The 13585-nt window shown below is 62.8% G+C and carries 8 protein-coding genes and 1 rRNA gene; 4 read left to right on the top strand and 5 right to left on the bottom strand.

Features of this window, described 5'->3' with window-relative positions; genetic code table 11:
- Positions 1-81: 81 nt before the first annotated feature.
- The 3 genes from SOM61_RS09135 to SOM61_RS09125 form a co-directional block, all read right to left on the bottom strand.
- Positions 82-1773 (bottom strand): long-chain-fatty-acid--CoA ligase, encoded by a 1692-nt coding sequence (locus SOM61_RS09135; protein ID WP_320473799.1) that lies wholly within the window; start codon positions 1771-1773, stop codon positions 82-84.
- 160 nt (positions 1774-1933) lie between these two features.
- Positions 1934-3010, bottom strand: coding sequence for an aminopeptidase (locus SOM61_RS09130; RefSeq protein WP_320474116.1), 1077 nt, complete (start codon positions 3008-3010; stop codon positions 1934-1936).
- A 25-nt stretch (positions 3011-3035) separates the two neighbouring features.
- A complete protein-coding gene (locus SOM61_RS09125) occupies positions 3036-5138 on the bottom strand; it encodes a molybdopterin-containing oxidoreductase family protein (protein ID WP_320473798.1) in 2103 nt (700 codons plus the stop codon).
- Between the two features lie 174 nt (positions 5139-5312).
- Between SOM61_RS09125 and SOM61_RS09120 the strand changes: the two genes are divergently transcribed.
- Positions 5313-6503 (top strand): M20 aminoacylase family protein, encoded by a 1191-nt coding sequence (locus SOM61_RS09120; RefSeq protein WP_320473797.1) that lies wholly within the window; start codon positions 5313-5315, stop codon positions 6501-6503.
- Here the strand turns inward: SOM61_RS09120 and SOM61_RS09115 are convergent.
- The gene (locus tag SOM61_RS09115) at positions 6500-7156 is read right to left on the bottom strand and encodes a suppressor of fused domain protein (protein WP_320473796.1); all 657 of its coding nucleotides are present in this window, start codon (positions 7154-7156) and stop codon (positions 6500-6502) included. The two genes, SOM61_RS09120 and SOM61_RS09115, sit on opposite strands and share 4 nt — an antisense overlap.
- Before the next feature lie 192 nt (positions 7157-7348).
- On the opposite strand from SOM61_RS09115, the gene SOM61_RS09110 reads away from it, so the two are divergent.
- From SOM61_RS09110 to SOM61_RS09100, 3 genes are all read left to right on the top strand, one after another.
- Positions 7349-7912, top strand: coding sequence for an acyloxyacyl hydrolase (locus SOM61_RS09110; RefSeq protein ID WP_320473795.1), 564 nt, complete (start codon positions 7349-7351; stop codon positions 7910-7912).
- A 117-nt stretch (positions 7913-8029) separates the two neighbouring features.
- Positions 8030-9472 carry a DHA2 family efflux MFS transporter permease subunit gene (locus tag SOM61_RS09105; RefSeq protein ID WP_123069893.1) on the top strand — a complete coding sequence of 481 codons (1443 nt, stop codon included), beginning with the start codon at positions 8030-8032 and terminating at the stop codon, positions 9470-9472.
- 167 nt (positions 9473-9639) lie between these two features.
- The gene (locus SOM61_RS09100; RefSeq protein WP_320473794.1) at positions 9640-13410 is read left to right on the top strand and encodes a TonB-dependent receptor; all 3771 of its coding nucleotides are present in this window, start codon (positions 9640-9642) and stop codon (positions 13408-13410) included.
- Positions 13411-13494: 84 nt separating this feature from the next.
- Here SOM61_RS09100 and rrf read toward each other — a convergent pair.
- Positions 13495-13585, bottom strand: a 5S ribosomal RNA gene (rrf, locus tag SOM61_RS26525); the annotation flags it as partial.

The following is a 13585-nucleotide window of genomic DNA, read 5'->3' as shown; positions in this document are numbered from 1 at the left end:
CCTGCCTTCCTTGTTGGTTCCAATAAAACGCGAAAGCCGCCCGACGGGGCGGCTTTCGCCGGGTAAGTCCCGTCACAATGCTTATGCCACCGTCTCCGGCTGCTTTTTCTCGTCCCTCAGCGCCCGCCTGAGGATCTTGCCGACGTTCGTCTTCGGCAGCTCGTCGCGGAATTCGATGTACTTCGGTCGCTTGTAGCCGGTGAACTGCTCCTTGCAGTAGCCCATCAGCTGTTCGGCCGTGAGGCCAGGGTCTTTCTTTACCACGAATACCTTGACCGCCTCGCCCGAATGCTCGTCCGGCACCCCGACCACGGCGCATTCGAGCACGCCCGCATGGCCGGCGATCACGCCTTCGAGCTCGTTCGGATAGACGTTGAAGCCCGAGACCAGGATCATGTCCTTCTTGCGGTCGACGATCTTCACGAAGCCGGTAGCGTCCATGATGCCGACGTCGCCCGAGCGGAAGAAGCCATCGGCGGTCATCACCTTCGCGGTTTCGTCCGGACGGTTCCAGTAGCCAGTCATCACCTGCGGGCCGCGGATGGCGATCTCGCCGATCTCGCCGGGCGCCAGGTGGCGGCCTTCGTCGTCGATGATCGCGATGTCGGTCGACGGCACCGGCAGGCCGATGGTGCCGGTGAATTCGGTGCCGTCGGCGCGGTTGCAGGTGGCCACCGGCGAGGTCTCGGACAGGCCATAGCCTTCGATGATCGCCACACCGGTGATCTGGCGCCACTTGTCGGCCACGGGCTTTTGCACCGCCATGCCGCCGCCGTTGCATACCCGCAGCGCCGAGAAATCGAGGTGGGCGAATTCGGGATTGTTGGCCAGCGCGTTGTACAGCGTGTTCACCGCCGGCAGCATGTTGAAGCGGTATTTTGCCAGCTCCTTGACGAAGGCCGGAATGTCGCGCGGATTGACGATCAGGACGTTCAGCGCGCCCATGCGCATGCCCCACATCGCGCAGGCGGTGAGTGCGAAGATGTGGTACAGCGGCAGCGCGCACACGATCGTCATCTGCTCGCCGCCGGCCTCGCCCAGCGCCGGTTGCGACCAGGCCTCGCTCTGCAGCACGTTGGCGATCACGTTGCGGTGGCTGAGCGTGGCGCCCTTCGACACGCCGGTGGTGCCGCCCGTGTACTGCAGGAAGGCGACGTCGTCGATCTTGAGTTCGGCCTGCTTGAACGGCATGCGCTCGCCCTGGGCCAGCGCGTCCTTGAAGGTGACCATATTCGGCAGCGAGAACTCGGGCACCATCTTCTTGACGTTGCGCACCACGAAGTTGACCAGCATGCCTTTCACGCCGCCCAGCATCTCGCCCATGCTGGCCACCACCACGTGGCGCACGGGCGTCTTGCCCATCACCTTTTGCACGGTGTGGGCGAAATTTTCCAGCACGATGATCGCTTCGCTGCCCGAGTCGGTGAGCTGGTGCTCGAGTTCGCGCGCGGTGTACAGCGGATTGACGTTGACAACGGTGTAGCCGGCGCGCAGCACGGCGGCCAGTGCGACCGGATATTGCAGCACGTTCGGCATCATGATCGCCACGCGCGCGCCGGGGGCCAGGCCGCGGCTCTGCAGCCAGGCAGCCAGGCGCTTCGAATACGCATCGAGTTCGCCGTAGGTGAGGAACTTGTCCATGCACACATAGGCTTTGCGGTCCGCGAACTTGCTGAAGGATTCTTCGAGCAAATGCACCAAGGAGCGGTATTGATCCGGATCAATCTCCGCAGGCACGCCTGGGGGATACGACTGCAGCCAAATTTTGTCCATCGGTCACCTCTGTCTCGATTTTTATCGTTCTGATCGGGCGGCCGGAGGTGCTTGCCGGGCGCGCCTGCGCACGTGGCTTATAGGTTTGCCATCGCTGATGTGATGCTATCGGGCAGCGCCCCTGTGCGCAAGCGGTTTTACCGCGATTGGAACCGGTCCTCTACGGGGACGCTCCCATGGTGCGCTGCACCACCAGCGTGCCCGGCGTGGCCGTCGCGCCCAGGCGTTTCAAGACGCGATGACGCTCTTCCTTGTCGAGCTTGGCCAACTGGTTGACGGCCTTGTAGAAGCCGCGCCACGACTTCTCGCGGCGCAGCAAAACGCGAAACGCCGGCACGAAATCGTTATAGGTCGCCACCGATGCCAGGTGGGCATTCGACAGCGGCTCGGCGAAGAAGCGGTCGTAACCCGCGTAGCCGCCCCAGTTCGCCTTGAGCACCTGGTAGTCGTCCTGCAGCGCCAGGAACAGGCGCGCCTTGGTGGCGCGCTTGACGCTGTCGGGCTCCATGCTCTTGTACGTACGCTCCAGCTCGCCGCGATAGCGGAGCAGCAGCGCCAGGAAGTCGCTCTTGCGGGTTTTGTAGCGCTCGTAGGCTTCGCTCATCTGGGGATTGCCGAAGCGCTCGAGCCACGCCTCCACGCCGGCCTGCTCCACCGCGCTGGCAAACGATTCGTTGAACTGCGAATCGCCCGCTACGTAGACCACCTGGTGCGCCAGTTCATGGAAGATCAGGCGCGCCAGCTCGGCGTCCGGATAATTGATGAAGGTCGACATCAGGGGATCGCTGAACCAGCCCAGGGTCGAATAGGCGCTCACGCCTCCGACCTCGACGTCGTTGCCCTGCGCGCGCAGTTGCCTGGCATACGCCTGGGCCTCGGCCTTGCTGTAGTAGCCGCGATAGCTCACGCAGCCGGCCACCGGGAAGCACCACTGGATGGGCTTGAGCGACAGCTCGGGCGTGGCGACCACGTTCCACAACACGTAGGGCCGGCCGAGATTGGTGTAGTTGGTATAGCTGCCGTTGTCGGGCAGCTTCATTTCCTGGATGGCGAAGCGGCGAATCTGGCGCGCCGATTCGAGGCGGTGGCGCAGCTTGACGTTGGTATTGCTATCGGCGATCCAGTCGTCGATCGGTCGCGCATTGGTCAGCAATTGCAGCTGGCCTTGCGCGGCCTGGGTGTAGTAGGAGAGGGATGAGCAGCTTGACAACATGAGGGCCGCGGCGGCTGCGACCATGACTGGCTTGAAGGCCTGGGAAAATCTAGATGGTTTCATCTCGCGTCAAGGGTGCAGCTCTTTCGACCTGCACAAGGGTGTCGTAGAAAGTGGGCGCCCGGCCCATGTCGGTCAAACGCTGGCTGGTGACTTCATTGGCGTTCTTGCCGTCACTGGCGAGTTTCTTCCACCAGACAGACAAGCCCACCACCAATCCAGCACGCGCCTTGTCGGTCACGCGTGCGCGGGCGAGGAACGAACCGCGGTCGTTAAAAATACGCGCCATCTCACCGTGGGCGATGCCGCGTGCGGCAGCATCGTTCGGGTGGATGTCGAGGTGCGGTTCGCCCTCAGTTGCACGTAGGCTCTTTACATTGACAAACGTCGAGTTGAGGAAGTTCCGCGCCGGCGGAGAAATCATCGCGAGTGGGTATTTTTCGGCCAATACAGGGTTAGAAGCAACAGACTCGTAGGGCGGAATATAAGTGGGCACCGGATCGAGCCCATCGGCCAGCATGCTCTCCGAGAAAAACTCGCACTTGCCGGACGGGGTCGTGAAGCCGCCCTCGGCGAACGGCGCGGCCGGCATGTTCAGCTTTTTCCAGCCGCTGCGCTTGAGCGAATCCCAGTCGAAGTGGATCGCGCGCGCATCGTTCTTGTTGAAGGCCTGGGCCGCGATCTCGTCGTCGCTCTCCTGGAAGCACGGGTCGTCATAGCCCATGCGCGTCGCCAGCAGGCGGAAGAATTCGGTGTTCGGCTTCGATTCGCCGACGGGGGCGATGGCGGCATTATTCGCCATCATGTACAGGTGGCCGTAGGCCAGGTGCGCATCGACGTGCTCGAGCTGGGTGGTGGCCGGCAGCAGGATGTCGGCATAGTCGGCGCTATCGGTATGAAAGTGCTCGAGCACCACGGTGAACAGGTCTTCGCGCTCGAAGCCCTGCTGCACCTTGCGCGAATCGGGCGCGATCGCCAGCGGATTGGCGTTGTAGACGATGACGGCCTCGATCTTCGGGCCGAATTCGGGCGATGCTTGCCTGAGCAGGTCGTCGCCGATGGTAGTCATATTGATCGTGCGCGGCGTGCGGCCGGCCAGCAGATCCGGGCGCTGCAAGGCCGGGCGGTTGACCGGGAACGACGCCGAGGTCGACAGCTGGATGCCGCCGGCCGGCAAGCGCCAGGCGCCCACCAGCGCCGGCAGGCAGGTGATGTTGCGCACCGCCATACCGCCGCCGCGCACGCGCTGGATGCCATAGTTGACGCGGATCGCGGCCGCTTCGCCGCGCTTCGCGGTCTGTCCGTACAGGCGCGCCAGCTTGACCACTTCGTCGACCGTGATGCCGCAGGTTTCCGCGGTGCGTTCTGGCGTCCACTCCAGGGCGCGCGCCTTCAGGGGTTCGAAGCCGAGCGTGTATTGCGCGATATAGTCATGGTCGAGCAGGTCTTCCTTGATCAACACATGCATCATGCCCAGCGCCAGCGCCGCATCGGTGCCCGGCAGCAGGGCGATGTGCTGGTGGCACTTCTCGGCCGTCAGCGAACGATAGGGATCGATCGCGATCAAGGTCGCGCCACGGCGCTTGGCTTCTTGCGCGCGCATCCAGAAATGCAGGTTGGATGCGATCGGGTTGCCGCCCCAGATCAGGATCAGTTTGGCGTCCTGGAACTGTTCGAGGTCGGTACCGATCGAACTGCCGATGGTATAGCGATAACCGGTGGCGCCGGCGGTGGCGCAGATGGTGCGATCGAGCAGCGAGGCGCCCAGTTTATTAAAGAAGCGCAGCGACATCGATTCGCCCTGCACCAGGCCCATGGTGCCGCAGTAGCTATAGGGCAGGATGGCTTGCGGGTCGCGCGCGCCGATGTCTTTCAGACGTGCTGCGATGGTGTCGAGCGCTTCATCCCAGCTGATGCGTTCGAATTTTCCTTCTCCCTTGCGGCCCACGCGGCGCATCGGATACAGCACGCGGTCCGGGTGATAGGTGCGCTCGACATAGCGCGATACCTTGGTGCACAACACCCCGGCCGTGGTCGGATGCTCCGGATCGCCCTTCACTTCCGTCGCGACGCCGTCTTCGACTTTGACGAGGATGGCGCAGGTATCGGGACAATCGTGGGGGCAGGTCGCACGGACGTGGGTAATGGTCATTTTCTTATGAGGCTACGGTGAAAAAACTGCGTGAATCCAATACTTTATACGATTCCAGCAGGCTTCGCGCCCTCCTCTGTCAAGTCTGTTTGAGGCACGCTACAATAGTTAAAACGATGCCATGCAAAGGCTGGACAGCGTGGTGACACATTCGCAAACCGCGAGGAGAACACGATGAAACTAGTGGAACCTATCCTGGCGTCTCAAGCAGAGATCCAGGCCATCCGACGTGACCTGCATGCCCACCCGGAGCTGTGCTACGAAGAACACCGCACCGCGGAAATCGTTGCCGAACGCCTGAGCGCGTGGGGCATCCCCGTGGTGCGCGGCCTGGGCGTGACCGGCGTGGTCGGCATCATCAAGAACGGCACCTCGGAACGCGCGATCGGCCTGCGCGCCGACATGGACGCGCTGCCGATGCAGGAATTGAACGGCTTCGCGCATGCCTCGACCCACGCGGGCAAGATGCACGCCTGCGGCCATGACGGCCATACCGCGATGCTGCTCGGCGCCGCCCATTACCTGGCGCAGCACCGCAACTTCGACGGCACCGTGTACCTGATCTTCCAGCCAGCCGAGGAAGGCGGCGGCGGCGCCAAGCGCATGATCGACGACGGCCTGTTCGAGCGCTTCCCGATGGACGCCGTGTATGGCATGCACAATTGGCCGGGCATCCCTGAAGGGCATTTCGGTGTCGTCTCCGGCCCGATGATGGCCTCGAGTAATGAGTTCCGCGTGACCGTGCGCGGCAAGGGCGCGCACGCGGCGCAGCCGCATCGCGGCATCGATCCGGTGATGGTGGCGGTGCAGATCGCGCAAGCCTGGCAGACCATCGTCTCGCGCGAGAAGAACCCGCTGCACACCGCGGTGCTGTCGATCACGCAAATCCATGCCGGCAGCGCCACCAATATCATCCCCGATGAAGCCGAACTGGTCGGCACGGTGCGCACCTTTACCACCGGGGTGCTCGACCTGATCGAGCGCCGCATGCAGGAGATGGCGAATGGCATCGCGGCGGCTTTTAGCGCCAGCATCGACTTCGGTTTCAAGCGCAATTACCCGCCGCTGGTGAACCATCCGGAACAGACCGCGTTCGCGATCGAAGCGATGCGCGCAGTGGTGGGCCCGGCCCAGGTCGACGCCAATGTCGAACCGACCATGGGCGCCGAGGACTTCGCCTTCATGCTGCAGGCCAAGCCGGGCTGCTACGTCTTCCTCGGCAATGGCGAAGGCGATCACCGCGCCGGCGGCCATGGGCTCGGCCCTTGCCAGCTGCACAATGCCAGCTATGACTTCAACGACAACCTGCTGCCGATCGGCGCCAGCTACTGGGTGCGGCTGGCGGAGATGAGCCTCAAGGCTTAGAACAAGCCGAGGAATTTCTTCCGGGCCGTGTTCTTGCGCGCCGGGTCGACCACGTCGGTGACGTTGAACTGGTTGAACTTGTCGATCAGCGCCGCGAAGCCGCGGCGGCGCGCCAGGTTCAGCTCTTCCTTGTACAGCGGCACGACGCAATGGAAATAGACGTCCTTGCCGTCGACCGTGACCGAGTGGAACGGTTCCGGGCTCGATGCCGGCGGCAGCACGATGGCGCCGCAGAAGCCGATGCTGGCGATATACGGCTTGGCCGGGTTCCCGTTCGGCAAGGAGTGGCCGAGGCCGATCCAGGTACGCTCTGTATGCGGATAGTGCGCCAGGTGGCGCAGCAGGGCGACCGGCCAGTACCAGCGCTCGTCCTGCATCGCGGCCTCATCCAGTTGCCAGTTCGCCGGCAAGGCCATCATGAGCTCGGCATAGGCCGGTGCGCCTTCCGGCACGTTCATCGGCTGCTTGCTCATGCCCGACGTCACCAGGCGCACGTAGGGATAGGCGTCGGTTGGCCCGATCACATGGATGTCTACCTGGACGCCGTCCGTCTGTGTTTCGTGGAAGTACAGGGCGGGCTTGCCGAGATGGGCGGCGATGTGCTCGCCTACCGGGTCGTGCGGCAGCACTGCGGGTTCGGGCTGGCGCACCATGGGCGCGGCTAGTGGGTATAAAGGAGCGACGCTTGGTTCGATTGGTTCGGCCATTATTATTGAGGTGGTTCGGGTTTGGCGGGCGTCTATGATACCTTCGCCACATGGTTACGTGGCCGCCAGCACGCTATTGTTCTCGCTAGTACAATAGCGCATCAAACAAGAATTACGCTCTTCCTTCCAAGGATAACCATGATCACTACCAAGAAAATTGGCGCCCTGGCGGCTTGCTGCGCCGCGCTGTTCGCTCCGTTCGCTTCGGCCCAGTCCAGCGTCGGCAATGGCTACATCGATTCCGCCTCGTTCGAAGTCGGCACCAACCCGCAGCAGCGCATGTACCGCATCGCGGTCCAGTCCGACTGGGACAAGCGCTGGTTCGCCGGCAACGGCCGTCACCTGTCGGGCTACTGGGAAGGCAACCTGGCCCTGTGGCGCCTGAATTCCTATGAGAACGTCCGCGGCCAGAACAAGAATATGGCGGCGATCGGCTTCACCCCGGTGTTCCGCTACCAGAATGACAACAAGCTCGGCCTGTACGGCGAGATCGGTATCGGCGTCAACCTGTTCTCGACCCTGTACAAGAACGAAGACAAGGAACTGTCGACCGCCTTCCAGTTCGGCGACCACATCGGCATCGGCTACACCACCCAGAAGTGGGATTTCGGCCTGAAGTACCAGCACTACTCGAACGCCAGTATCAAGAGCCCGAACGCGGGCGCCAACTGGTTCATCGCCAAGGCGGCGTACCGCTTCTGATGTGCATGATGCGCGCATGGGCCGGCAACGGCCGGTCCATGGCGCGGCCATCTTGCAGTTTGTGACACAATCGGGCCTCTGGCGGCCGCTGCCGCCTGCCGTTTTTCCGAGGCCCGATTGACCCCTTCGCCCACCCTCAAGCGCTACCTTCCCTGGCTCGTTGCGACTGCCCTGTTCATGGAGCAGCTCGATGCGACCATCGTCAATACCGCCATTCCCAGCATTGCCGCCAGCCTCGGCGTCACCCCGCTGAGCCTGAAATCGGTCGTCACCAGCTACATCCTCGGCCTCGCGGTCGGCATTCCCTTGAGCGGCTGGATGGCCGACCGCTTCGGCACCCGGCGCGTGTTCTTCACGGCCATTGCCGTGTTCACCTTCGCATCGGTGCTGTGCGGGCTGTCAGTGAGCGCCCACATGATGACCGGCGCGCGGCTGCTGCAAGGATTGGGCGGGGCCATGATGATCCCGATCGGCCGCCTGTCGATCGTGCGCACCTTCCCCAAGAACGAGCTGCTGGGGGCGATGAACTTCGTCATCATCCCGGCCCTGATCGGGCCGCTGCTGGGGCCGACGGTCGGCGGCCTGATCGTGCACTGGACCTCGTGGCGCGTGATCTTCTTCGTCAATATCCCGGTCGGACTGGCTGCGCTGTATTTTGTCTGGCGCTATATGCCTGACTATCGCGCCGAGCAGCGGCGTCCGCTCGATGTCCCCGGCCTGATCCTGTTCAGCAGCGGCACCGCCCTGCTGTCCTGGGTGCTCGAAGTATTTGGCGAGCATACGCTCGACGGCATGACGGCCGGCCTGCTGTTCCTGCTGGCGCTCGGCCTGCTGGGCGCGTATGCCTGGCATGCCTGCCGTACCAAGTTCCCGCTCCTGCGCCTGACTTTGCTCAAGGTGCGCACCTTCCGCATCGCGGTGCTGGGCGGCTTCGTCACCCGGCTCGGCGTCGGCGGCCTGCCCTTTTTACTGCCGCTGCTGTACCAGCTGGGGCTGGGGCTGCCGGCATGGCAATCGGGCTTGCTGATGATGCCGGCGGCGCTGGCGGCGATGGGCATGAAGGTGTTCGCACCCGGCTTGCTGGCGCGCTTCGGCTATCGCCGGGTGCTGCTGGTAAATACGATCATGATTGGCGTGACCATTGCCATGTTCACGCTGGTGGATGCCGGCACGCCGCTGGCGGTGATCGTCGGCATCGGCCTGATGCAGGGCTTCTTCAACTCGCTGCAGTTCTCGAGCATGAATACGCTGGCCTATGCCGACGTTGAGCCGGCCGATACCAGCATGGCCAGCACGATCTCCAGCTCGTTCCAGCAGTTGTCGATGAGCTTTGGCCTGGCGGCCGGATCGATCGTCACCGCCTGGTTCCTGGGCGGCGTGTCGCAGACCAACCAGGGTCAGGTGACGCAGGCCCTGCACCATGGCTTCGCCGTCCTGGCGGTGCTGACCCTGCTTTCCTCGGCCGTGTTTTGGCGCCTGCGCCGCAACGATGGCGACAGCATCAGCCGCGGGCAAAGCGTGGCCCCGACGGCCGAGCCGGTGACGGTGACGGCGCAGTAATTCAGGCGGCCGGCCGGCCGCCGTTCACTGCCACCGACAACTCCTGGTGGCAACATACCATCGACTTTCCAGCGCAATCAACTCCGTGATTCTTTTCCGTTAGACATGCACTAGTGTATTAGCGAGTCGTAATCTGGCGGTCCATAAAAAAGATTACGGAGACGAGAATGAGCAGGCATACAGTAATGCATTGCCGTACACGGCGCCTGTCCGGCGCGGTTGCGATGGCCCTGGCTTCGCTTGCGACCGGCGTACCGGTGCACGCACAACAGGCCGGGCAAACGGAGCAGGACTCAACGACAAGCAGTCCCGCCAGTGCCCCCACCACCGTACGCGTGGTGGGTACGCGGCAGGCCCAGGAAAGCGCGATCGGCAGGAAGAAACAAGCCGACACCGCCCAGGATTCCATCGTGGCGGAAGACGTGGGCGCCTTCCCGGACCGGAACGTGGCGGATGCGATTTCCCGGATCGCCGGGGTGGCCGTGGACCGTGGCGACTATGGCGAAGGGATCTCGGTCTCGATCCGGGGCAACGGCCCGGAACTGACCCGCGTCGAACTCGATGGACAGGGCGTACAGTCCGCCGGCGGCGCCGATCTGCTGGGCGGGATGAACGCCGGCTCGGACCAGGCCGGTGGACGCGCCGTCGAGATGCGTCAGCTATCGTCCGACCTGATCAAGAGCGTGGACGTGGTGAAAGGTTCCACCGCCGACATGGTAGAAGGGGCACTTGGCGGCTCGGTGCGCATCACCACCCGAAATGGCCTGGACTTCAAGAAGGATTACCTGTCGATGCGTGTCGCAGGAATGCAAAACACGCTCAATGAAAAACTCAACCCCAACCTGAACCTCGTCGGCGTAAAAAAACTGATGAACGACCGGCTGGGCGTGCTGGTCAATCTTTCCAGGAGCAAGGTTGCCCACGAGTCGCACTCGATCAACCAGGGCGGCAGCAGCAATGCCGTCGGCGCCTATCGTCCGCTGGACTTCGACAACTCGCCGGAAAAAACGTTCTCATTCCAACCGGGTACCGTCAAACTGGACGATCCGCTGTCGACGACACCGCTGCTGACATCGAATCTCATCGGTGGCGGCACGTTCAACGCAGCCACACCCCAGGAAATCGTGGCCAGATCGGCCGCTGCGCAAACCAAGGCGGCGTGTTACCAGGCATTTCCACTGCTGTCCGAGGCCCAGGCGAACGCCATCGTGGCTGGCGCCACCCGTACCAGTGCGATCAACCAGCGTCAGACGGAACTGCTGTCCTGCCTGGGACAATGGAACGATTACGTGCCCAGCAGTACCCGCTACTTCGTGAATCGCCAGGACGAAGACCGCAACTCGGGCGACATCCGCCTGGATTTCAAGGTCAGCGACGGCCTGCAGGTCTACGTCAAGCACAGCCGCTCGTCACGCAATATCGTCTCGGAAGCGAGCAGCGCGGGCTACGGCGGCCCAGCCTTCAACGGCACGGCAGTCACCGGTCCGAATGGCTATATCGGCCCATCCTTCACCGACACGGTGTCGCCGACCCAGCTGCCCAACGGCGCATGGGCGACGCGCAATGTAGTACCCGCGTCTGGCTATTTCCTGTATCCGGACCTGAGCTGGCGTGGCGGGGGCGCCGCCAACGGGTCGACGTCGAATATCGATCCGAACTCCGTCACGGTCGACGCGAACCACCATTTAACCGGCTACACGATTGCCGATGGCGGTTTCGGTGTCGAAAACACCATGCTCAATATTCGGGAAAAATCGCGTTACACCCAGGCTGGCGGCACCTACAAGAATCGCTACGTATTCGCCGAGCTGTTGCTGGGCGATGCGCGCAGCGACTTCTCGCGCTACGAGCGGCGCGCCGGCATGAGCGGCTATACGGGGCCCGTCCAGGCAAACCTGTTATCGAATGGTATATGGGATTACAAGCCGACCACGAGCTTCGATCCCAACAATCCCAACAACTACTTCGCGCTGCGGCCGCAGCCGGCACTCGCCGCTTTCGCCGGCAATGCATTCGGCCCGGCGACGCCCGCCTATACCGCGGACCAGCTACCGCTGATCGATCCGGCGAGGACGCTCTCGCTGCAGAATGCGCGCATCAACGAACAGACCGAGCGCACCGTGAAACTCGATGTGGCCTTCAATACCAGCGACTTCACCAACGGCTATCTGCCGCGCTTCAAGGTCGGATACAACCGCCGCAAGAGCGACTACTCGGCCTGGGGCACCGGCGGCATGACGGTCCAGGAGCCCCAAGGCACCTGGGGCACGCCAGGCTATATTCCAGGCATTTACGTCCCCAATAAAAATCTGCGCACCACCTACCAGATTTGCGAAGACACCCCCGGCTCGCTGGGGCCAGGCGGGCGGCCATGCAAGTACGGCTATACCCCCAATGCCGACCCGCGCGCCAATCTCGGCGGGACGATCCAGATCACCGCCGACCAGTTCCGGGACATGTTCGCGCAGGTCTATACGAAGCAGCCGACATCCCAGTTCTACGGCGGCGATCCCGATCGTCCGGCGGGGCTGATTGGCGGCTGGACCGAGATCGACATCGGCAAACTCTATGAGCTGCTCGGCGTACCGAACTACAACCTCGATTGCGTGAAATCCTGCGCCGGCAGCGACGGCCAGATGTATGCCCAGCCGATGAACAAGCTGGTGGAAACCGTCGATGCGGGCTACCTGATGACGGACTTCAGCCTGGACCGCATACCGTTCAGCGAACGTCCGCTGCCGTTCGGCATAGCCTTCGATGGCAACGTCGGCGTGCGCATCGTGCGCACCGGGGTGGTCGGCACCGGCCAGCTGGCCTTCCAGTCGACGGTGAAGAACCCGAGCTTCAATCCCGCCGACCCGGAGAATGCCAACGGTGTGACGACGGCGATCTACCGCCGGGATACCGAGATCTCGGACGTCAGCACCGACTACCTGCCCTCGATCAACCTGAACACGTGGTTTCTGCCCAATGAGCTCGTACTGCGCTACAACTGGGGCAAGACCGTCGCACGCCCGCCCGGCGGCCGCCTGATCCCGAGCGGCACCTGCTTCTATGACGAGCGATTCACCGACCAACTCGATGCTGACGGCGAGCCTCGCGCACAATATTGCTCTGGCACCATGGGTAATCCGTCACTGGAGCCGATGACCAACCACAACCAGAACCTGTCGCTCGAGTGGTATCCCAACAAGAACTACATGCTCGCCGGCGCCGTGTACCGGCAGGAGGGCGTCATCGGTGCACCGACGCTGATCGAGGCGGTCAATGCCGCCGCGCTGTTTGCCGGCTCGAACCAGGTGGACAGCCAGACCGGCAAGCCGCTGGCAGACCAGCAGTTCGACTACCGTCGCTGGATCAATCAGTTGCCGAACACCCGTACCGGCTACGAGCTGTCGGGAAAGGCTGCGTTCACCTTCCTGCCGTGGTATCTGCGCTATCTTGGCATGGACGCCAACTACACGCGCAACAAGTCCAAGTTGACCGGGACCGCCGTGCGCGATCTGCTGACCGGTACCGTCATGCCGGTGGCCGGCGAGCCCCACCATTCCTGGAACGCGTCGCTGTGGTATGACGATGGCAAGTTATCGGCCAGGGTGGCGGTGCAGTTCGTGGCCGAGAAGTTCAGTTGCATATCGGGCTGTAATTCGACCGCTATCAACAATTATCCGGCGCAGGGGCTGACTACTGTTCGGAATCCGGTCTATGCGCCTGGGGCGCCCAGCTTCAGGCTGGGGACGCGGTACATTGATGCGAAAATCGGGTATCGGGTCAATGAGAATATCGAGTTGTTCCTCGAGGGGCGGAATCTCGGACGGATTCATACGGGGACGACGACGGGGGGATTTGCACAATTTGCGGATGGGACGCCGAATGTGTACACCGATGCGTATGCGGGCGCGACCTATATGGCGGGGGTGAATTTCAGGTTCGAATAAGGCGCGGTTAAAGCAAAAAACCCCCACCTGCACTACGCGCGATCTTGAGCGCGCGTAGGCTGGTGGGGGTTTTTCTTATAACTAGCCTGACGATAACCTACTTTCACACTGGTTGCAGCACTATCATCGGCGCAAAGTCGTTTCACGGTCCTGTTCGGGATGGGAAGGGGTGGGA

This window comes from Massilia sp. CFBP9012 (genome assembly GCF_034045115.1).
In the GTDB taxonomy this organism is placed as follows: Bacteria; Pseudomonadota; Gammaproteobacteria; order Burkholderiales; family Burkholderiaceae_D; genus Telluria.
This window is presented reverse-complemented; position numbering and strand designations above follow the sequence as displayed.

What these genes read in the sequence shown, in the direction of transcription:
- SOM61_RS09135 (WP_320473799.1), bottom strand. Translation starts at nt 1,773, where the DNA reads ATGGACAAAATTTGGCTGCAGTCGTATCCCCCAGGCGTGCCTGCGGAG.
- SOM61_RS09130 (WP_320474116.1), bottom strand. Translation starts at nt 3,010, where the DNA reads ATGGTCGCAGCCGCCGCGGCCCTCATGTTGTCAAGCTGCTCATCCCTC.
- SOM61_RS09125 (WP_320473798.1), bottom strand. Translation starts at nt 5,138, where the DNA reads ATGACCATTACCCACGTCCGTGCGACCTGCCCCCACGATTGTCCCGAT.
- SOM61_RS09120 (WP_320473797.1), top strand. Translation starts at nt 5,313, where the DNA reads ATGAAACTAGTGGAACCTATCCTGGCGTCTCAAGCAGAGATCCAGGCC.
- SOM61_RS09115 (WP_320473796.1), bottom strand. Translation starts at nt 7,156, where the DNA reads ATGGTGCGCCAGCCCGAACCCGCAGTGCTGCCGCACGACCCGGTAGGC.
- SOM61_RS09110 (WP_320473795.1), top strand. Translation starts at nt 7,349, where the DNA reads ATGATCACTACCAAGAAAATTGGCGCCCTGGCGGCTTGCTGCGCCGCG.
- SOM61_RS09100 (WP_320473794.1), top strand. Translation starts at nt 9,640, where the DNA reads ATGAGCAGGCATACAGTAATGCATTGCCGTACACGGCGCCTGTCCGGC.